The organism is Bacillus massiliigorillae (assembly GCF_000380245.2).
Classification (GTDB): domain Bacteria; phylum Bacillota; class Bacilli; order Bacillales; family DSM-1321; genus Bacillus_AD; species Bacillus_AD massiliigorillae.
Map to the genome: position 1 here is coordinate 13,679 of NZ_HG428741.1, position 20,968 is coordinate 34,646.

Consider the following 20,968-nt stretch of genomic DNA (forward strand, 5'->3'; position numbering starts at 1 on the left):
TTTCAAATGAATTGTAAAAATAATGAAGAAAATGGAATAACGGAAAAGCCATTTGAATTTCTTTCATTAGTATTATATTTACTGTAAAGTAATAGTATACATCTCGTAATGAAAGTGAGAATACAAGTGGTTAATAATTTTATAGATGCAAATGGAAATAAAGTGTGTTTCTCAACGAAGCCGCATCCTTTTTCTTCTTCGCCTAATCATGTTCTCGTTATTGTACACAGCCCACTTGGGTGGGTAATGACGGAACATAAAGTGAGAGGCTTAGAATTTCCAGGTGGAAAAAGAGAAAAGGGTGAAACCATTGAACAAGCTGCCATCAGAGAAGTTTGGGAAGAAACAGGTGCTCATATTGATGAGCTAATTTATATAGGTCAATACAAGGTACAAGATAAATGTAGTCATTTTGTTAAAAACGTCTATTTTGCTAAGGTAGTATCGCTGGAAACAAAAGCGGATTATATGGAAACAAAAGGTGCAGTTATTGTAGAGCAACTACCAGAAACTTTTTCAAAAGAAAAATATAGTTTTATTATGCGTGATCAAGTCATAATATTAAGTTTGGAACAAGTGAAGAAATTACAACTTGTATAAGTAAGTCCGTCATTTATATGGTGGACTTTTTTTATAATACGAAAAAGGTTATTTTTGAATGATACTGCTAATAAACTGAAATGCTAGTAAGAGTTCCAGATTGATGGATAAGGGGATCGTATATTTATGGTCGTAAAAAAAGGATGTCTAATAATAGTAGCTACATTGTTAATGCTTTCAGGCTGTAATGATGTAAGAACGAGTACAAGTTCATCAGTTGAACAGCAACGAAGTAATCAGGAAATGAAGAAAAAAGAAAAGCCACCTATAGATATTATTCAGCAAAAAGTGAATGCAATGAGTATTGATGAGAAAATTGGCCAATTAATTATAGCCGGCGTTGAAGGAACAGGATTAACTTCAAATAATCGTAACTTACTTACTAAAGATAAAGTGGGTGGCATTATTATCATGGGAGGTAATGTACAGAATGCAAATCAATTAAAAAACCTTATTAATACTATTAAAACTCAACATCAAGCAAGTGAAATACCTTTGTTTATTAGTACAGATGAAGAAGGCGGTCGTGTATCGAGAATGCCTCCAGAAATAAATGGGTTACCGACGAATGAGGCAATAGGAAAAATAAATAATGCGGCATATAGTTATGGTGTAGGTAGTATTCTTGCTAAAGAATTAAAAAGCTTCGGATTTAATATGGATTTCGCTCCTGTATTAGATATTAACAGTAATCCGAATAATCCAGTCATTGGTGACCGATCATTTAGTAATCGTCCAGATATTGTGACCAAACTCGGCATACAGACAATGAAAGGTTTACAAGATAACAAAGTCATTTCAGTAGTGAAGCATTTTCCAGGGCATGGTGATACAAAAACAGATTCTCATTTAGACTTACCAATTGTAGATGCACCACTTCAAAAATTACGCTCATTTGAATTGCAACCATTTCGAGCAGCCATTGAAGAAGGAGCGGATGGAGTAATGGTTGCACATATACTTTTGAGAAGTTTGGACAATAAAAACCCTGCTAGTTTATCACAAACAGTCATTACGAAGTTGCTTCGTGAAGAGTTAGACTTTAACGGTGTAGTGTTTACTGATGATTTAACGATGAAGGCTATAACAAGATATCACAAAATTGGAGAGGCAGCTGTTCTCTCTATTCAAGCAGGTGCTGATGTTGTGCTTGTTTGTCACGACTATAGAAATGTAACAGCGGTGTTAAATGCCTTGAAAGTAGCAGTTAACACGAATAAAATTACAAAAGCAAGACTAGATGAAAGTGTGTATAGAATTCTTACGTTAAAACAAAAATATCAATTGTCTGACCAAGTAACGGGTCCTGTAAATATTAAAGATATTAATCAACAAATTTCAGAATTGTTGGTTACCAAAGGAGCTAACGCTAGGTGATATAGAGAAATAAGTGAAGAGATTGACTGTATGTTTTATTACGCCATACTACAGCCAATCTCCTTTTTTTTACTTAATTAATTTTCTTTCTAATAGCTCAACTAATTGATACATGGCAGTTGCACAGATGGCGATGAGTAAGAGTGACATGAGCACGAGTGTGAAGTTAAATACTTGAAAGCCATATATAATCATGTATCCTAAGCCTTTTGCTGACACGAGAAACTCACCAACGATTACGCCAACCCATGATAAACCAACATTTACTTTTAAGGTAGAGATGATTGTTGGCAATGAAGCGGGAAGGATGGCTTCCTGAAAGCATTGTATTCTAGATGCACCGAATGTTTGGAGTACTTTAATATAATTGGGGTCCACTTCTCTAAAAGATGTATAGACGACTATCGTTGTAATTATGATGGAAATAATCGTTCCCATTGCGATAATAGAGGTGAATCCTGGTCCTAAAGCGACGATTAATATAGGTCCTAAAGCAACTTTTGGCATTGCATTCAAGATGACTAAATAGGGATCTAAAACTTTAGAGAGAAACGGAGACCACCAAAGTATTGCCGCTAGCAAAGTACCTAGCAATGTACCGAGAATAAACCCAAGTACTGTTTCAAATAATGTTACACCTACGTTGCCTAACAAGGTTCCATCTTGGATTTTTTCAATAAATAATTTAACGATGTGTGAAGGTGCGCTAAAAATTAATTGATCAATCCAGCTAAGTCGACTAGCTATTTCCCAAAGACCAAAAAAGCAGACAAAGATGAAAGCTTGATATAAGCGAACATATTTTTGCTCTTTACGCAATCCTAGTCGATATTGTTCATGTAAGGTTTTAATATTTGGTTGCATGTTCTTCAATGCCCTCAAACTCCTTCCATATTGTCTGAAATAAGGAAGAATATAAGTGATGATTTCTAGCTTCAAACGGAGCTAAATTCTTCAATTCTTCAGGTACAGTATATGTTTGATATAGTCTCCCTGGCTTAGCTGCAAACATAAAAATACGGTCACTCATGGCAATTGCTTCTCCGATATCATGAGTTACAAGAACAGCGGTTTTATTAAAATTTTTTAAAGTTGTAAAAACAAGATTTTCTAATTTAAGCTTTGTTACGTAATCTAGCGCGGAGAAAGGTTCATCTAATAATAGTAGTTTTGGATTGGTTGCTAATGTTCGGACGAGTGCTACTCGTTGGCGCATACCTCCAGACAGTTGACTTGGATACAGACTTTCGACATTGGTTAAGCCAATTTCGTTTAACAGTTTAAGTGCACGTAATTCGAGCTCTATTTGCTGTTTCTTTTGAAGCTTTAACCCTAATAAGATATTTTCGCGAATGGTTTTCCAAGGAAATAAATAATCTTGTTGTAGCATATAGCCGATATCTTGTTTTTTATCAGTATAGTCTGAATCACCATCTAATTTGGTTACACCACTAGTAGGTTTCAATAAGCCAGCGATGATGGATAATAAGGTGGTTTTTCCGCAGCCACTTGGACCAAGGAAGGAAACAAATTCACCTTCCTCTATAGACATTGACACATTTTCTAATGCTGTATTGGCATGTGCAGTTGAGAAATAGACATGGTGGATGTTTTCAATTGTAAGAAAGCTCATAGTCAAGTTCCTTACTCTTTCGCAGCTTTATTGGCAAAGTCAGTATTAACTAATGTGTCATAACCAATATCTTTCGGTAATTCTCCAGCTTCTTTCATAATGGCTTTTAGATTATTCCACTCTTCTTTGTCGAGAATAGGGTCTGTCGCAAATGAGCCTTGATTTTTGTAGCGATCTACAACCATTTCAATTGTTTTTAAGTCTGTCTCTTTAAAGTATGGTTGAATGACTTTAGCGATATCACTTGCACTATTTTTTTCTACCCATGTTTGGGCTTTTTGAATAGCTTTCGTAAACTTCTCAACTGTTTCTTTATTATCTTTTAAGTAACTTGTTTTAGCCATGAATGATGTATATGGAACCTTTCCTGATTCTGTTCCAAATGAAGCAACAATATAGCCTTTTCCTTCTTGCTCAAAGATGCTAGCTTGTGGTTCAAATAGTTGAACGAAGTCGCCAGTTCCTGAAAGAAAAGCATTTGGAATGTTTGCGAAATCAATATTTTGAATAAGCTTCAAATCTTTTTGTGGGTCAATATTATGTTTCTTCAATGCGAATTCTCCAGCCATTTGAGGCATGCCACCTTTACGCTGACCAAGGAACTCCTTGCCTTTTAGCATATCCCATGTAAAGGTATCGATTTTGTTCCGAGAGATTAGGAATGTTCCATCTGTTTGTGTGAGCTGAGCGAAGTTAATGACTGGATCTTTTGATCCTTGTGCGTGAACATATATGGATGTTTCGGAACCGACTAATGCAATGTCAGCTCCATTTGATAAGAGGGTAGTCATTGTTTTGTCACCACCCCAAGTAGTTGTTAATTCTACCTTTAATCCTTCATCCTTAAAGAAGCCTTTTTCTAATGCAACATATTGAGGAGCGTAAAAGATTGAGCGTGTTACTTCAGCTACTCGCACGGTTTTGGCTTCTTCTTTGCCACATGCAACTATGAATGTTAGCATGGACAAGATAAGTAAAGAACTGATACATACTTTAACCCATTTTTTCATAATCGATCCTCCTATAGTGGTTTCAACATATCGTATGTAGGAGTGAAAAATGTGTGAATGCCTATTGTGTGAAAAAAGCAAAGGATAAAGGAGTAATAAAATGAATGTAATAGATGATGTAATAATTGAACGGAGTCTTTTTCCTTCTCCGCATCCTGAAATTAAACTGTCGATAGTAACATATCTATCTCAAGGACTAAAGGTAAAAGGATTGTTAGCTGAACCACAGGGAGAGGATAAACTAGATGGCTTTCTCTATTTACGTGGTGGACAAAACAATGTTGGACAAGTTCGTCCAGGAAGGATTATTCAGTTTGCTTCTCAAGGATTTATTGTTTTTGCTCCCTTTTATCGAGGGAATCGAGGAGGTGAAGGAGTAGAAGACTTCGCTGGTGATGATCGTCACGATGCTTTTGCGGCTTTTCAATTATTAGAGCAGCATCAACGAGTGAGTCGAATACATGTGTTTGGTTTTTCGCGTGGAGGGGTAATGGCATTGTGGACAGCAATTGAATGCCAGAAGATAGCCTCACTTGTTACTTGGGGCGGAGTTTCTGATATGTTCTTAACATATGAAGAGCGGGTGGACTTACGCCGAATGATGAAGCGTGTCATCGGAGGAACTCCTTCGAAATATCCTGAGCGATATAAATGGCGTACACCGTTAAATCAATTAGAAAGAATGAATTGTCCAGTACTCATTATTCATGGTGTCCAAGATTATAATGTTTCTGTCGTACATGCTGAAATTCTAGAAGAAAAATTAAAAGCATTAAACAAGACCGTAGAAACTTGGTACTTCAAGGAATACACGCACTATTTTCCACCGAGAGTGAATCGACAAACGGTTGAAAAGTTAACGAATTGGATGAAAAATCAAAAGTGAAAAATGATAAAATATAAATAGTAGAAAGGAGGAGATTAATGTGGGAATGCCTCTAGAGCTAAATACAATGATTGTAACAAAAGGGAATGAACAGCGAATTAATAGCAACGATTTTTCTTTAATTAAAAGTGGGTATCGCTTATATCCGATGGAAATTCCGATTGATATTAGAAAGACAATGCATGGTGAATCCATTGGAACAGCGGTAATCAAGAAAGTCGTGTGGGAAAATGATTCGACGCACATTACATATGAATTAACTTCATTACATTCGGTTAATTAACAGACCCGTTTTAGGGTCTGTTTTTTCTGATAAAATATAAGTATTACATAAGACTAATAAGAAAAGGGGTAAATCCATGATAGCCGTTGCATCAATACTTTTTTTATTATCTTTACTAGGTATTTTGTTTGGTATTGTAGGGGTAATTAAAGGAAGTCTAAAATTTTTAAAACTGAAATCGACGAAAGCGAGTGCGCTGTTTTTAACGTGTTCTTTAGCTGTCTTTGTTTTTTCTATTATTATAGTTCCAGTTGATTCGCCTGCTGAAGATCAAAAGAAATCTTCAGTCGAAGAAAAAACAAAAAATGAAACAGAAAAACAAAAAGAAGAAGTGAAAAAAGAAGAGAAACCCGATGAGAGTAAACAAACAACTGAGCAAGAAACTCCAAAAGCTACAGAAGTAACGAAGGTTGAAACACCTAAAGGAACATTAGAAGTTCACTTTGTAGACGTTGGTCAAGGCGCAGCTCAGGTTATTGTTACACCGAATAAGAAGGTAATGGTTATTGACGGTGGAAATAATGATGATGAAGATGATATGGTCGCTTATTTAAATCAATTAGGTGTGAAGAAAGTAGATATTTTAGTTGGCACACATCCTGATGCTGACCATATTGGTGGCATAGATGCCGTTATAGATGCATTCGATATCGGAAAAATCTATATGCCTAAAATACAAAGTAATACACAAACTTTTCAATCGGTACTTCAATCGGTACAAAATAAAGGTTTGAAAGTTACAACTGCTCAAGCGGGAGTTACTCTTGAGCTAGACTCTGCTGTACAAGCGAAAATGATCGCACCAATTGGAGTGTCAAATGAGACAAATGAAATGAGCGCTGTAGTTCGTTTAGTATATGGTGAGCGTTCATTTTTATTTACAGGAGATGCTGGATTACCGTCCGAAGAAGCTATGATTGCATCAGGTGAAACATTGAAATCAGATGTTCTGCTAGTCGGTCACCATGGCAGTAGACATTCAACAGGTCAGGCGTTTATTGACGTTGTCCAACCGAAATATGCAGTAATTCAAGTAGGAAAGAATAATTATGGACATCCAGAGCAAGAAATTCTTGCGAGACTTACAAATGCCAGTGCGAAAATATATCGTACAGATACAGATGGTACGATTATATTCAAAAGCAATGGTAATAATTTAGAAGTAAATAAGAGTGATTGGAAATATACGGGATCTAGCCAATCACCTAATACTAGTAAACAGCCTAGTGCTAGTAATCAGGTGAATAATGCTCCAGCGGGTAATGCAACAGTGACTACACCCATTACAGTAAATGCAACAATTGATGATTCTAATCCAGGTCAAAATGCTTCTGTAACGGTGACAGTAAATGTGAAAGATCAAAACGGAAAGCCGGTTCAAGGAGCAAATGTTCAATTGAACTTACATTATAAATCAACAGATACACAATATTCTGGTGTGACGGCTGCAAATGGTGTTGCTACTATTACATTTAGAACAGGGCGTGCAGCTAAAGGCTTTACGGTTAATGGAGATATAACTGTTACAGCTAATGGTCAAACAACTAGTACTCAAACTGCTTTTACTCCACAATAAGGATGTGTTTAGATGAGAGGGATAGTTGATCGCTTTGAAGATGAGTTTGTTATTATTGAGATAGATGGAAAAACAAAAGATTTTCCACGTGCAAGTGTAGGAGAAGATGTGGCTGTTGGAGATGTTGTTGAGCTAAAGGAAGCCAAATGGTTTACGGATAAAGTTGCAACTGAAAAAAGAAGCCATGAAATAAAATCTCTATTAGATTCAATTTGGGAAGATTAACGAAATAGGAAGTTAGGAGTTGTCCATGCGTTGATATAGTAGACGATGGACAGCTCCTTTTTTACGTTTAATTGTGTAAGACAATTATTAATCAATCGTAAAATCTATGTCTTTACAATATTTCCGAATTAATCTTGATGCTTTAGATTGACTAATCGATAGATCTGCTGCAACACTTCTTGTATTTCGGTATTTTCTATAGGAGTTGACAATTATGCTTTTTTCACAGTCATCTAGGGCATCTTGTAAAGTAACGTCTGAGGTGTTTAATAGGGTAGAAGATGAGTTGTTTTTTTGAAAAAGTATATCAGGTAAGTTGCGTAATTCAATAATTGAATCACTTGTTACGACAAGACTCTCAATCATGTTTTCTAATTGACGAATATTTCCTGGCCAAGAGTAACGGTAAAAGACATCTAAAACTTCCTTACTAATTAGTCGTTTAACACGATATTTTTTATTAAAAAGCGTGTTGAAATAATTAGTTAGTGGAATGATGTCTTCTTTTCGTTTTCGTAAAGGAGGAATATGTATATTAATAACATGTAGTCGGTAATATAGGTCCTCTCTAAATTGTTTGTTTTGTACCATCTCATGTAAATTTCGATTGGTTGCTGAAATAATTCGTACATCAATTTTTTTAACTTTTCTTCCTCCGACTGGAATGAATTCTAAATCCTGAATAACTTTTAGTAGTTTTACTTGGGTACTAGGTGAAATTTCGCCGATTTCGTCTAGAAAAATCGTTCCTCCATTAGCCATTTCTAGAAGCCCTTCTTTACCGTGCTTTGTAGCTCCTGTAAATGCCCCTTCCACATAACCAAATAATTCAGATTCAAGGAGATGTTCGGGAATTGTAGCACAATTTAATGAGAGAAAAGGTCCATTTCTACGAGCGCTTTTTTCATGGATATACTTTGCTAAAACGCCTTTACCAGTTCCTGATTCACCTTGGATTAAGATCGTTGTATCCACTTTAGCCACCCTTTGAGCTAAGCTTACTACATTTTTCATTTCCTTATTGTTTGTCGTCATTGGATTAATAATAGGTTCCACTTTTGTAGGCTCAGCCTTTGATTCTTTTGAAAGTAATAATTCCTTATAGTTTGGATCTTGCCCGGTCGTAATAATAAGTTCTATTTCCTCATTTTCGTTTAGTAGTGGTATGGCAGTAGTTATGATTTCTTTGCCAATATAAGAGACTTGTGTAATTGTAGTCTCCTGTTTACTGCTCATTACAAGGGGCAGAATACTAGGTTTCCAATAGCCTTTAGAAAAAAATTCGTCGTTTGATTTTCCAATAATGTCACTTTCTTTGAGTCCATAATGATTCTCATAAGCTTTATTTGCATAAAGAACTTGTCCATTTTTGTTTAATACGTAAATTTCATTGGGAGAATAGTCTAGAATTTTTTTCATTGTTTCCATACTGATTTCAATTTTTTCTTTATGAGCGATAGATTTTTGCATTGACTGACTCCTTTCAAACGATGAGATTTTCTTTAAGTAAATTTTGTACTATCTTATAAAAGTTAAATTGAGTCAAAATTGAAATAATTCAGTTAATTATAACATTTTATCTCCTTTTGAGGGTGATAAAAAAGATATAAACCCTATGGCAATAGGTTTTTCGTAAATGGCACAATACTTGCATTACTAATATTTAGAAAGAAAAAAATTCATTACTAAAAGGGAGGATTTGAAGAATGACTTCAACAAACAATGTACAATCATTAGAAACGACATTGCCTTATGACAATTATGTTAGTAAAGAAATTTATAATAAAGAAATGAAAGCGATTTTTTCGAAGAATTGGATTCTAGTAGGACATACAAGTCAGTTAGCGAATATAGGAGATTTTTTCACTCTTGAACTAGCAGGAGAACCAATTATTATTACGCATGCTAAAGATGGTAATATTCATGCTTTATATAATATTTGTCCTCACCGTGGAACAAGGATTGAAACGAGTGAAAAAGGCAAAAAGAAAATATTACAGTGCTCTTATCATGGCTGGACGTTTCATTTAGATGGTAAAGTTCATAGAACACCTAATTTCGATACGAAGGATTTAGGTGAATTTAGTTGTATGCGCAGTATTCAATTAGCGATACGTAACTCAATGATTTTTGTGAATTTAGATCCAGATGCTAAAGCGTTTGATGAAGAATATGCAACATTTTTACAAGATATAGGTCAATATGATTTTCTAGATTCTTTAATTTTATGTCGTGAAAATCAACGAGTAGTTGAAGCAAACTGGAAGGCTGTAGTTGATAATTACTTAGAATGTGATCATTGTCCAATTGCTCATCCTGGCTTCTCAAGAACTTTTGACTTATCCAATTATAGTATTGTTCCAAGTGATAATTACTCTTATCAATGTTCAACGGTTCGAAATAAAGAGGAAAGTGATGGGGCACGTTTCTATTGGGTTTGGCCAAATATGATGGTTAGTATTTATCCGGGTAATGGAAATATGACTACAACACAACTATATCCACTGGATGAAGAACGCACATTAGCTGTATATCGCTATTATTTTGCAAACACAGAGTTAACGGAAGAACAAGAAGAACTAATTAAATTTGTGGATCAAGTACGAGAAGAAGATTTTGGTCTTGTGGAACTTCTACAAAAAGGATTTCATTCAAAGGCATTTGGAAGAGGAATATATTCACCAACTGAGCAAGGCCTACAATACTTTCATCAATTAATTGGAAAAGCAATGAATGAATAATAGATTGAGAATATATGTATGGTCATTTGGCTAATGTTTGTTTGTAAGCGTTTCAATTCATGTAACATACCTACAAATGAATGTATCACATCATATACTCATTTGATGAGAGAGGAGCAAACCTGATGAAGAAGCTATCTGTCATATTAAGTTTAATCCCTGCTATAGGGTGTTTAATGGTAATTAATCGAGTTGAGCCGTATGTATTAGGACTTCCTTTTGTTCTTTTTTGGCAGGTATCTTGGGTAATACTCACTTCAGTCTTTTTACTTTTAGCGTATAAAGTTGATCCTGATAATAAAGAGGAGAGTGAGTCATGAATATTTCAATCGTAATTATCGGTAGCTTTTTAGTATTAGCCATTATATTAGGACTGTTTGCTCGAAAAGGTCAAGATATGGATATGGAGCAATGGGCGGTTGGCGGTCGGAGCTTCGGGACAATATTTATTTTCGTCTTGTTAGCAGGAGAGATATTCACGACATTTACATTCTTAGGGGCTACTGGCTTTACTTTTTCCTCTGGAATGTCTGCCATTTACGTGTTTAATTGCTTCTTCTTTATAGTAGCCTATTGGATTTTACCTCCAATTTGGAAGTATTCAAAAGAGCAAAAACTATTATCACAGTCTGATTTTTATGTGAAAAAATACGATAGTACTACTCTAGGCGTTATCGTAGCTATTATTAGTATTATCGCTATTATTCCTTATCTAATTGTCCAATTGAAAGGTTTAGGGATAATAGTATCGGAAGCTTCTTACGGAGCCATCTCACCTAATGTAGCTATTTTCATTGGCGTTCTTTCTGTTACATTCTACGTTATTATTTCAGGTATACGTGGGTCAGCTTGGACTGCCATTATTAAGGATATTATGATTCTAGCTGTAATTGTATTTATGGGTATTTATTTGCCTATGCATTATTATGGTGGTTTTGAATCTATGTTTAAAGCAATTGATAAAGAGAAAATTGATTTTCTTACACTACCTGATAGTGGACTAAGCACAACGTGGTTTATCACAACTACCATTATGTTAGGTGTATCTTATTATATGTGGCCGCATATGCATACTTCGGTTTACGCGTCTAAAAGCGCCAAGTCCATCCGCTGGACTGCTGCAACAATGCCTATTTATTCAACTATTTTAATATTTGCTTTATTTATCGGATTTGCTGCTACTCTCCAAGTTACAGATCTTGGTGGTGCAAGTACAGACTTAGTATTATTTAAATTTGCTAAAATGTCATTTGACCCTTGGCTTGTTGGTTTTATTGGTGCTGCTGGAGCATTAGCCGCTCTAGTACCTAGTTCACTGCTTCTTACATCTGCGGCAACTATAGTTGCTAATAATGTGTATAAAGTTTGGAAGCCGAAGACAACTGATCAACAATTAGCAAACATAACACGTATTTTTGTTCCGATTATTGCAATCGTTGCGCTTTACGGTACTTTTAATGGTGGAAAAACGATTTCAACATTGTATTTAATGGCTTATAGCTTGATGGCACAACTATTTCCTGCTCTTTTCTTTAGTTTATTTAAGAAAAATCCGGTTACGCTTCCTGGAGCAATTGTTGGGATGGTTTCAGGTGTAGCGATGGTTGCTTATTTAACAATTACGAATACAACAATTGGTGATTTATTTCCTTCATTTCCACAAGTCTTAAAAGATTTTGATGTGGGATTAGTAGTTGTTATTCTTAATATTGTTATTACATTAGCAGTTAGTGCCTTTACTAGAAATTATAAAGCGGTAAGTAAAGCTGAACGAGAAGAGTCAGTGGTAAGGAATGAGTCTTTAGAAGTAGTAAAAGAATAGGTGATTAATAGCCATACATTTACAGCGTAAAGCGTAGATGTATGGCTATTTTTCGATTGACTCAAAGTGTAGGAGTCTTTTGCAAGGAAAGGATTAAGGATAATAATTCCTCAGTCGAGCGTACCCCATTTTGCTGAATCCAGTTTGCATTTGCAGCATTTGGTTGCTTCTCAAATAATTCTCCGTGTATTGGACTATAACCAATGTTGGCACTAGCAATCATACTATAATCCATTACGGAATCTCCTGCAGCTATATGAAGGTCATAATCGAGTTGTTCTTGTATTCTAGCAACAGCAGCAGCTTTATCTAAAGGAAATGGAAGAATATAAAGTTTTTTTCCATGTAAAAATAATCTCCAACCTAGAGTGTGTAATTCCTCCTCAAAAGATTGTAATTCTGAGTGGGGAATAGACTCTTGAATAATATGAAAAACATAAAAGAAATCATCAACATAGAATTCTTTTACAACCCACGAAGAATGACGGATTCTTGCAAAAGCAGTCATCATATCTTCTTTAGGAGCGCAAGTTGTAGCTATTTTCTTATGGATATATTGGTGCCAGTCTACATCGATTTTTCCATTGACGAGAATTGTACCACCGTTGCATACAACCGCATATTTTGGCTTGATTTCATTTTGGAAAATGGAGATTCGCTTATATTGATAGTATGCTCTTGTTGTGACTGGAACAAAGTACTGGTTTTGGTTAATTTGTTTTAACAATTCAATCGATTGCTTTGACATATATGTGATGATTTGTTGATCCTTGAATTCTACAGGAATGCTTTCACCTACAAAAGGGAATTTCTTTATCATATGGTCTGAATAAATCAGTGTTCGGTCTAAATCGGAAGTAAATAGTAGCATGGAAAGCCCCCTTATAATTCTTTAATGATTCCACAGCATGAATAAGACATTTCTGTATACTCTTCTATTGGAACTTTTCGTTCTTTTGCTAGTAATAGAATATGAGTTAAATCATTTGAAAAGAGGGGATTAATTAATATTTTCCACGGTACTCTCCGCAACAAAACTCGACTTGTTTCTCCAACCCCTGGCTTGATGAAATGGATATTTGAAATATTATATTTCTCTCCAATTGCAAAGACTGATTGCATGCCTTTCCAAGTTGGAGTGAGATTTTGCTGTTGTTGTTCTAGCAAAGTTTTTCGTGTGTCATTATCAACGTGAGCAAATTCATTTGTTATTGTATTGATATATAGATTAGAAACGTCGACGGAGCTTAAGTCTTTATAGAACTTCGCGCCATGAAAATCATCTTCCTCCATAAACTCATAATTTAGCACTGTTCTGCTTACTAGACCAGATACAGTGGAATTTAAGCAAGCGGAAGGTATTAAGAAATCTTCTCGTGTACCGAATAGTTCCGTACAATGCCCTGGATCAGCAAGTACGGCTAAGCTCGAATCTAGCCTCTTTTCATGAGTCGAATTATAGGAAGCACAAGCTTGTTGTAATTCAGTTGTAATTGCTCCTTTTCCTGTCCAGCCATCAACAAATTGAATGTGAGCATTTGGATGATGAGAGAAAATATACTGTATAGCCGTTTTATCAATTCCTCTACCTCTAATAATGGAGATAGAATAATGTGGAATGTTTACTTTGTATTTATGTTTTATATAACGCTTAATAAGGATACCTATTGGTGTACCAGCACGAGCAAGACTTGCAATTACAAGGTCTTGAAGACCATTCTTCTTTACGATTTGTTCAGCGACTACACCTACTGCAATGGCAATTCGTTTAGCATATAATTGCAATGAATTTGAAAATAAAGCAACGTATTCCTCATTAGGTTGATATTCAATGGGTAACATTTCTGAATAATGTCTGCCTGATTGTATAAGTTTCTCACGATCTTCTGTTTTTGTTTCCGACATAATAGTGGATATATCTCGTAATAAAAATTGAATATCATCTTGAGAATAGCTACCCATAATATCTGGTTCTCTTGTGGTATATAGCATTATTGATCTTCACCAGCCTTCGTCATTACTACAATATTAATATGAGGGATGTGAGTCCGCTTTAGCTCTTCAATTAATGAATGGATATGATCATAGGTAGATAGCCTTTCGATAAAGATAAATACATCATCATATTGACTCGATTCAATATTATACAGGTGATTCGTTACGCCTGGATTTTCAGGGCTTTCAAAAGTAAATTTGCTACGTATAGAATAAGTTTCATGTTCTGTTTGATAAATAGGGCTACGCGTTGTAGATTGATAATAAATACCGTTTCCCATTTCAGATGCAATCTTCATTGGAATGTACATGAACTCACCTGTACCAATGACTAATGATTTTGTTCCTTTACGATAGTTAGCTACATACTGAGCTAAGTCACAACATTGATTTGAGAAAAGTATATCTTCTTCTTTTGTTAAACCAAATCTTCCGGTTGATTTAAGGTATGGGGAAGGGTGCTTCGTTTGGTTTTCACTTGTTGAAGAGAATGGTAAAAAATTATCCTTTTCCATATGTTCGTATAAAGGTATGAACGTAATCTCTTGCTGTGTGGAAGAAATAGTTTCTTTTTGCTCACGCGCAAGTGTTGGTGTACCGTTAATAGTTATGTTTCCTTCAATTAATGAAATGACATGAATTGTAATATTTAATTCTTTCTCTAATTGACGATATTGTTCTCGATGCTCGGCTGTTCTCCAGTCAAGAATGGAAACAATAGAAAATACTTTTTTGGTAGGATTATATTCTTTTAGCGTACGAATAATATTCAATGCTGTTTTCCCAGTCGTAATTTCATCATCGACAAGGACAATTTCTTGATTGTTCTTTAAGAAAGTATCGTCCAACGCATACACTCTATGGCTAGTTGCATGTGAATGTTCCTCCTCGAAATGAATGGAAGAGGATAGATTTTGAATGTTTTCTCTAGTTGTATGAATGTAGCTTGCATTGTTATTAAATGAATGAAACACTGCATGTCCTAGAGCGGTTGCTGTTTCAGCGAAGCCAATTATAGTAATAGGTACCGCTAAAGGTATGGGTTCATTTTCAATTAATGCTTGTAATTGATATAGATTTTGTTTAGATTGCAGAGCAGTCGCAATTACTTGAGCACGTTCGTCTTTTTCTCCGTGCACGATTTCCTTATAACGCATTGCTAATAAAGTTCCTGTTAATAAAGGAATAAGAGGTTTCACCGCTAAGTGCTTCCCTAATATTTTACTTACAAATAAAAAGCTTCGTTTCGTGTTTATTCGAGCTGCCATTTGAAATAATTGATGTAAAGGTATGTTGTAAGGATTGGAATGGATGTTTATTTGAACTTGAAAGTTATCTAGAATGTGATGTATTTCTTGTTCAGAAAAAGCTGCTACTTTCATTATTTCACCTCAAACAGTTCATTTTGATTTTGTTCTTCCATTAGGATGGTCGTAAAGTCTTGACTTGGATTAAAGACGCCAAACACTTTGGCTCGCAATATAATCTGTTTTGCCCAATATAAATGCGGCTTCATTTCATTCATCTTATTTCCGTATAAGCTTTTGGCTACGCCAATTTGTTGTTCGCTATTGTCAATGACACTTAAAGCATCAATGTATTCTTCATGAGTGACAATATATAACGCATTTACAATCGAAAGGTGGGTAGGGTGGATAACGGTTTTACCATGTAGTCCGTTTAATTTATCCAAGATTACCTCATTCATTAAACCGTCCATATATTGATTAATTATTTCAGATCGTAATTCTAAACCGTTAGTTCCAAACTTTTCTTGGAAGGGAGAGGTTCTTAATTTTGGTTTTAAAATTCTTTGCTCTTTAGTGAAGAACTCCCATACAGGTCCTGAAATTACGTAGGAACTGTCTTTTCTATTAAAAATATTGATAATATCTGTAATGCATTCTCTTATGATGGCAACATCATAGATGGTAATGTCGGCTTTTCTTCTAATTCCAAATAATCCGCAGAAATCTGTAGCTCCAATTCGAATATTTAAAATGAAGTCTTTATAGGAATCTATTAATGATTTAATTCGTAGTAAAGCTTCTACACGAGATTCCTTATAAATAATTTCCGCAGTTTCTAAAATAGGCATTCCATATAGAACCATATCTTCCGAATTCCATTTACGTAAAATACGTAAATATTGTTTGCCAGTTTCATAGCTGAATTTAGGGAAAACATAGCCAGTCAATACTGTTTGTAATATGCCAAGTCGGTTAGTGATTTTTGTCATTTGTTCAGGATTTCTAACTCTAATAAAAATTAATGGTATTTCATCATAGGTGATGATTTGTTCATCTATGGCTTGTTTAATAGTTGATAGGTGTTCATATAATTGCTGCTCTGCACCTTCGAGTTCTAAATCGCCAACGGCATCTTCTAAATCAATAACCATCGATGTTAATTCAGGATATTTATTACCTATGATATCTTGAGCGATGGTTGCTTTCGTTGCAGGCATATATAAGGTTGCACCGAGAGCAAAAGATAAACTTTCTCGATTGGTGAATTTAGTAAATGATTCGGGTTCTTTATAGAAAATTTCATTTTTCTTTTGCTGGTTATCAAAATTGAAGTGTTTCAATTAGCATTTCACTCCTATTCGTAAGTGTCGTTGAAAGCAACAAATTGTAAATATCATACAAAAAACAAAGGCTACCGCATTTGCAGTAGCCCATGAAAGATTATTTGTCTTCCTTTGTGGCAGCCGTTTCTGCCTTTGTAACTTTATTCTGGTTGATTTTATGAATTATATAGGTAATAACAAATGCTGCAATAATGATTAAAAAGAAAATCTCATGCGGTAATTCATAACCGAATACACTTACAAACATTTTTAAAGCAATGATACCAATTAAAATAAAAGCTGTATTTTCTAGCTCAGGAATTTTATCTATTAATACAAGAAAGAAACGTGCAACGGTACGCATTAATAAAATACCAATCATACCCCCAAGAAGTAGAACCCAAACTTGGTCAGAAATCGCAAAAGCAGCTAGAATAGAATCTGCTGAGAAAGCAATATCCATCATTTCAACCATAATAACAGTTGCCCAGAATACACCGAATGTACGAACTAACCAACTATTCTTATTGAATTCTTTTTCTTCATCATCGTCGTTTCCTTTACTACGAAAATGATTGATTGAAATCCATGCAAGGTAAGCGGCACCTAATACTTTGATGAACCAGAATTTTACTAAGTATACGCCGATTCCGATGAATATAAATCTAAATACATATGCGCCAAGTAGCCCATACATAAGTGCTTTCTTTCTTTTCTCTGGAGGTAAATGCTTAACCAATACGGCAAGTACTAATGCATTGTCTGCGGATAATAGCCCTTCCATAATGACTAATGATCCAATTAGTCCCCAAGATACAGGGTCAGATAAAACTTTCACCCACATATCTAAATCAAAAAATAGCGCATAAGTACTGAATATTTGTTCGATGATTTCCAAAAATATAACCTCCGCTTTATATAGAAGAGAGCATAACTCCTCATGAATGTGTGTGGTTTAAGAATAGGGAAATTACGCGTCTAATCCATAAGCTCGAACTAATGATTGCAGTCCACCTTGATAGCCAGAACCAACTGCTGAGAACTTCCAATCTCCGTTATGGCGATAAATTTCACAGAAAACGACAGCTGTTTCAATGCTGAAATCTTCTCCTAAGTCATAACGTAAAACTTCATTATTTGTATCTTCATTTACTAGTCTGACGAACGCATTAGCGATTTGACCAAAATTTTGTCCGCGACTTTCAGCGTCGTGAATAGTAACTGTGATTGCGATTTTTTCAACATCTTTCGGAACGCGTGTTAAATCGATTTGGATTGATTCATCATCACCATCTCCCTCACCGGTACGATTATCACCAGTGTGAACAACAGAGCCGTCTGGGCTTTGTAAGTTATTATAAAAAATAAAATCTAATTCATTTCGACATTTATCGTTAGCATTTAATAAAAAAACAGAAGCATCAAGATCGTAGTCTTGACCACCGTCAAAATGTTTAACATCCCAACCTAAGCCAATAGTGATTTTCTGTAATGTTGGATCATTTTTTGTTAGGTCTATGCGTTGACCTTTACTTAATTGAATTGCCATAGTTTATCATCCTTTTAATCAATTAGTTGTTTCAAAATAGAAAACAATAAGCGGAAGATTTTTTCGTAGAGAATATGAAGTTGAAGTGGCTGTCTCGGAAGTGATTCGTAATCGCTTCTAAGACAGCCTTTCATCCTTTATCTTATTGAAAGATGCCTATAATTTTGGCTTTTTAATCACGATAAAACTACCAATAGGGCTCTTATTAACCTACTTGCAAGCCAAAATCGTTACATAGCGCTGCTAGTCCACCTTGATAACCTGAACCAACTGCACTAAATTTCCATTCACCATTATGACGGTATAATTCACCGACTACAACAGCTGTTTCAATACTGAAATCTTCACCAAGGTCGAAGCGAACTAGCTCTGCATTAGAGTCAGCATCAACAACACGAATGAAAGCGTTCGAAACCATTCCGAAATTTTGGTTGCGAGTTTCCGCTTCATGGATGGTTACAGTAAAGGCGATTTTTTGAATATGGTTTGGCACTTCTTTAATCGATACTTTTACTTGCTCATCATCACCATCACCGTCTCCAGTAAGGTTATCTCCTGTGTGAACAACTGCACCATTTGCTCCTGTAGTATTATTGTAGAATACGAAATCTTCTCCGCCTTTTACTTTTCCGCTTTCATCTAATAGAAAAACAGAAGCATCAAGATCGAAATCTTTACCACCATCATACTTATTAACATCCCAACCTAGACCTACGATTACATTTGAAAGACCTGGATTTGTTTTCGTTAAATCAACTTTTTGACCTTTAGCAAGAGAAATGACTGCCATGTTAAACAACTCCTTAAAATTATATTAATATAATAAGTTACTGGAATTTTGAAACTACTTCAGACAGATTTCTATCTCTAGTTCCATCTCCGATAGCGGCAAACTTCCATTCACCATTATGACGATAAATCTCACCAGTTACGAGTGTTGTAAGATCGCCGTAGTTATCAGTAAGGTTAAATTTAACCAATTCTTGTTTTGATGAATCATTTACTACTCGAATGTAAGCATTTTGTATCATTCCAAAATCTTGTTTTCTATTCACAGCATCATAAATATTAACGACGAATACAAGTTTGTTGTAGCGTTCAGGAATTGATTTTAAATTAATCATGATTTGTTCATCGTCCCCGTCACCATCACCTGTCAAATTGTCTCCTGAGTGACGAACGGATGTACAGCTGCTTTTTAAATTTCCAAAATAAATTAAGTCATTCTTGTTTACGAATTTGTCATTTTGTAACATTATGACGGATGCATCGCAGTCTATATTAGCGTTTTTGTTTCCACCAAAAAGTCCACCTAGAAGACCACCACCTGAAGATTTACCAACAGGGTCCCAACCTAATCCAACCATAATCTGATTCAAACTAGCATTGCCTTTTGTTAAATCAATACGTTGTCCTTTTTGTAGACTAATAACCATACTAAGAATCATCTCCATTTGCTATTTTGTTGTCGAATCTTTATATTTGGTTTCTGACTATAGTGTATACGAATTTCTTGTCGAAATGTTTCATTAATTGTGATTATTTTTATAAAAATGAAATATTAATAGTTTGATAGAACTCTCTTTGCATCTTCACGAAGAACTTCTAAACGTTTTCTGTCTTCAATACGTTGCATAGCTTGTTCATCTTTTACTTTTTTGTAGTCATCTATGCCTTTCGTAATAGTATCCCACATATTTTCAATCGTATCTAGTTTGATACTAGAGCTTCCAGAGCGTTGAGCAATTTCTACACTTTGATTCATGATGTCAGCTGTTACATCTTTAAGCATTTGATTAGCGCGATCTTCAAAGGCATTTAATGAATCTGAATGCATTTTTTGGCGCTTCGCATGTACGGTATTAATGATACCCATTTTAAAGATTGGGATAGTTGTTACGAAGGCACTATTGATTTTGGCAATTAAATCATTATTACCTCGTTGCATTGTTTTAATTTGTGGAGCTGCGATGACAGCGACCATACGAGCTTTTTCAAGGTCGTCAATTTTTCGCTCTAATAATTCTTTTACGGTACGATATTTCTCTAATTGCATGCGAGCCATTTGATCACCGTTATTTACACGCTCCTCGAATTGAGGAATGACAGTGGTGTTCAATTCTTCTAATTTCATTTCTGCAGCAACTGAATATTTTTCTAACTCGAAGTAATAGTTTATATCCTCTTCATATAATCCTTCTAAATCGATATTAGCGCGTTTTAGTTCGTCTTCAATCATGGAAAATTGAACATGAATTTTTTCAATTTCACCACCAAGAGTTTGATATTTCTTAAATAAAGCTTCAATTGTTTTCTGAGCACGTTTGAAAACTTTATCGAAAAAACCAGGTTCTTTCATGATTTCATTTTTATCAAATTTCTTCATGACATTCTCAAGTTGATTTAGTAGTTTACTAGATTCATCAAGCTTTGATACAGACATAGAGTTTAGAATGCGATCGGAAAAGCGAGATAGTTTCTCTGCTGGTTCTTTTCCAATTGTTAAAAGTTCATTTTGATCTCTTAAATCAATTGCTTGTACGATTTGAAGAACTTGAGGATCTTCTCGTAATTGTACTCTCAGTTGATTAGCTGTTTGTTGGTTTAATTCTTGTTTTTCCAAAGATAAAGATGTTGTCATATACTTTAACACTCCTATTCAATTATGTTCTTATTTTAAGTACGATGTTTTCTCACTC

The 20,968-nt window shown here is 35.0% G+C and carries 22 protein-coding genes; 9 read left to right on the top strand and 13 right to left on the bottom strand.

Translation table 11 applies throughout. The features are described 5' to 3' along the window. Positions 1–126: 126 nt before the first annotated feature. Together ytkD and nagZ are read left to right on the top strand one after the other, a co-directional pair. The gene (gene ytkD / locus TX86_RS00095) at positions 127–600 is read left to right on the top strand and encodes an RNA deprotection pyrophosphohydrolase (RefSeq protein ID WP_230203549.1); all 474 of its coding nucleotides are present in this window, start codon (positions 127–129) and stop codon (positions 598–600) included. A gap of 126 nt (positions 601–726) precedes the next feature. Further along, complete coding sequence (gene nagZ, locus TX86_RS00100) at positions 727–1,977, top strand: beta-N-acetylhexosaminidase (protein ID WP_042345132.1); 1,251 nt, start codon at positions 727–729, stop codon at positions 1,975–1,977. Between the two features lie 69 nt (positions 1,978–2,046). Here the strand turns inward: nagZ and TX86_RS00105 are convergent, their stop codons facing one another. The 3 genes from TX86_RS00105 to TX86_RS00115 are packed head-to-tail and all read right to left on the bottom strand — an operon-like array spanning position 2,047 to position 4,620. Further along, on the bottom strand, positions 2,047–2,841 hold the full coding sequence (locus TX86_RS00105; protein ID WP_042349980.1) for an ABC transporter permease: 795 nt from the start codon (positions 2,839–2,841) through the stop codon (positions 2,047–2,049). After that, positions 2,825–3,610, bottom strand: a complete 786-nt coding sequence (locus tag TX86_RS00110) for an ABC transporter ATP-binding protein (RefSeq protein ID WP_042345134.1) — start codon at positions 3,608–3,610, stop codon at positions 2,825–2,827. Before TX86_RS00110 ends, TX86_RS00105 begins: the two co-directional genes overlap by 17 nt. Positions 3,611–3,621: 11 nt before the next feature. Beyond that, positions 3,622–4,620: an ABC transporter substrate-binding protein gene (locus TX86_RS00115; protein WP_042345135.1), complete on the bottom strand. Its 999-nt coding sequence runs from the start codon at positions 4,618–4,620 to the stop codon at positions 3,622–3,624. A 100-nt stretch (positions 4,621–4,720) separates the two neighbouring features. On the opposite strand from TX86_RS00115, the gene TX86_RS00120 reads away from it, so the two are divergent. The 4 genes from TX86_RS00120 (at position 4,721) to TX86_RS00135 (ending at position 7,590) form a co-directional block, all read left to right on the top strand. Continuing rightward, a complete protein-coding gene (locus TX86_RS00120) occupies positions 4,721–5,506 on the top strand; it encodes an alpha/beta hydrolase family protein (protein WP_042345136.1) in 786 nt (261 codons plus the stop codon). Positions 5,507–5,546: 40 nt separating this feature from the next. Further along, positions 5,547–5,789, top strand: a complete 243-nt coding sequence (locus TX86_RS00125; RefSeq protein WP_042345137.1) for a DUF2584 domain-containing protein — start codon at positions 5,547–5,549, stop codon at positions 5,787–5,789. Between the two features lie 76 nt (positions 5,790–5,865). After that, entirely contained in the window at positions 5,866–7,365 is a 1,500-nt protein-coding gene (locus TX86_RS00130) for an MBL fold metallo-hydrolase (RefSeq protein ID WP_052343490.1), read from the top strand. A 12-nt stretch (positions 7,366–7,377) separates the two neighbouring features. Continuing rightward, the gene (locus TX86_RS00135; protein ID WP_042345138.1) at positions 7,378–7,590 is read left to right on the top strand and encodes a DUF3006 domain-containing protein; all 213 of its coding nucleotides are present in this window, start codon (positions 7,378–7,380) and stop codon (positions 7,588–7,590) included. 87 nt (positions 7,591–7,677) lie between these two features. Here TX86_RS00135 and TX86_RS00140 read toward each other — a convergent pair whose 3' ends face one another. After that, a complete protein-coding gene (locus tag TX86_RS00140) occupies positions 7,678–9,060 on the bottom strand; it encodes a sigma-54 interaction domain-containing protein (RefSeq protein WP_042345140.1) in 1,383 nt (460 codons plus the stop codon). A 236-nt stretch (positions 9,061–9,296) separates the two neighbouring features. Between TX86_RS00140 and TX86_RS00145 the strand changes: the two genes are divergently transcribed. The 3 genes from TX86_RS00145 to TX86_RS00155 all read left to right on the top strand — a co-directional run bounded on the left by TX86_RS00145 (position 9,297) and on the right by TX86_RS00155 (position 12,153). Continuing rightward, entirely contained in the window at positions 9,297–10,331 is a 1,035-nt protein-coding gene (locus TX86_RS00145) for an aromatic ring-hydroxylating oxygenase subunit alpha (RefSeq protein ID WP_042345145.1), read from the top strand. 125 nt (positions 10,332–10,456) lie between these two features. Further along, positions 10,457–10,651 carry a DUF3311 domain-containing protein gene (locus TX86_RS00150; RefSeq protein ID WP_042345147.1) on the top strand — a complete coding sequence of 65 codons (195 nt, stop codon included), beginning with the start codon at positions 10,457–10,459 and terminating at the stop codon, positions 10,649–10,651. Continuing rightward, positions 10,648–12,153, top strand: a complete 1,506-nt coding sequence (locus tag TX86_RS00155) for a sodium:solute symporter family protein (RefSeq protein WP_042345148.1) — start codon at positions 10,648–10,650, stop codon at positions 12,151–12,153. Before TX86_RS00150 ends, TX86_RS00155 begins: the two co-directional genes overlap by 4 nt. 61 nt (positions 12,154–12,214) lie before the next feature. On the opposite strand, the gene TX86_RS00160 is transcribed toward TX86_RS00155, so the two are convergent. The 9 genes from TX86_RS00160 to TX86_RS00200 form a co-directional block, all read right to left on the bottom strand. Further along, positions 12,215–13,024 carry an HAD family hydrolase gene (locus TX86_RS00160; protein WP_042345151.1) on the bottom strand — a complete coding sequence of 270 codons (810 nt, stop codon included), beginning with the start codon at positions 13,022–13,024 and terminating at the stop codon, positions 12,215–12,217. Between the two features lie 11 nt (positions 13,025–13,035). Beyond that, a complete protein-coding gene (locus TX86_RS00165; protein ID WP_042345152.1) occupies positions 13,036–14,145 on the bottom strand; it encodes a cysteine protease StiP family protein in 1,110 nt (369 codons plus the stop codon). Continuing rightward, entirely contained in the window at positions 14,145–15,530 is a 1,386-nt protein-coding gene (locus TX86_RS00170; protein WP_042345153.1) for a phosphoribosyltransferase family protein, read from the bottom strand. The genes TX86_RS00165 and TX86_RS00170 overlap by 1 nt, the downstream gene beginning before the upstream one ends. Then, positions 15,530–16,738 carry an HpcH/HpaI aldolase/citrate lyase family protein gene (locus TX86_RS00175; RefSeq protein ID WP_042345155.1) on the bottom strand — a complete coding sequence of 403 codons (1,209 nt, stop codon included), beginning with the start codon at positions 16,736–16,738 and terminating at the stop codon, positions 15,530–15,532. The genes TX86_RS00170 and TX86_RS00175 overlap by 1 nt, the downstream gene beginning before the upstream one ends. 100 nt (positions 16,739–16,838) lie before the next feature. Then, on the bottom strand, positions 16,839–17,564 hold the full coding sequence (locus tag TX86_RS00180) for a TerC family protein (RefSeq protein WP_439096833.1): 726 nt from the start codon (positions 17,562–17,564) through the stop codon (positions 16,839–16,841). 126 nt (positions 17,565–17,690) lie between these two features. After that, positions 17,691–18,269: a TerD family protein gene (locus TX86_RS00185; protein ID WP_042345159.1), complete on the bottom strand. Its 579-nt coding sequence runs from the start codon at positions 18,267–18,269 to the stop codon at positions 17,691–17,693. 205 nt (positions 18,270–18,474) lie between these two features. Further along, positions 18,475–19,059, bottom strand: coding sequence for a TerD family protein (locus TX86_RS00190; RefSeq protein ID WP_042345160.1), 585 nt, complete (start codon positions 19,057–19,059; stop codon positions 18,475–18,477). A gap of 37 nt (positions 19,060–19,096) precedes the next feature. Next, positions 19,097–19,705, bottom strand: coding sequence for a TerD family protein (locus TX86_RS00195; RefSeq protein ID WP_042345162.1), 609 nt, complete (start codon positions 19,703–19,705; stop codon positions 19,097–19,099). 125 nt (positions 19,706–19,830) lie between these two features. Then, positions 19,831–20,910: a toxic anion resistance protein gene (locus tag TX86_RS00200; protein WP_042345164.1), complete on the bottom strand. Its 1,080-nt coding sequence runs from the start codon at positions 20,908–20,910 to the stop codon at positions 19,831–19,833. Positions 20,911–20,968 lie beyond the last annotated feature (58 nt).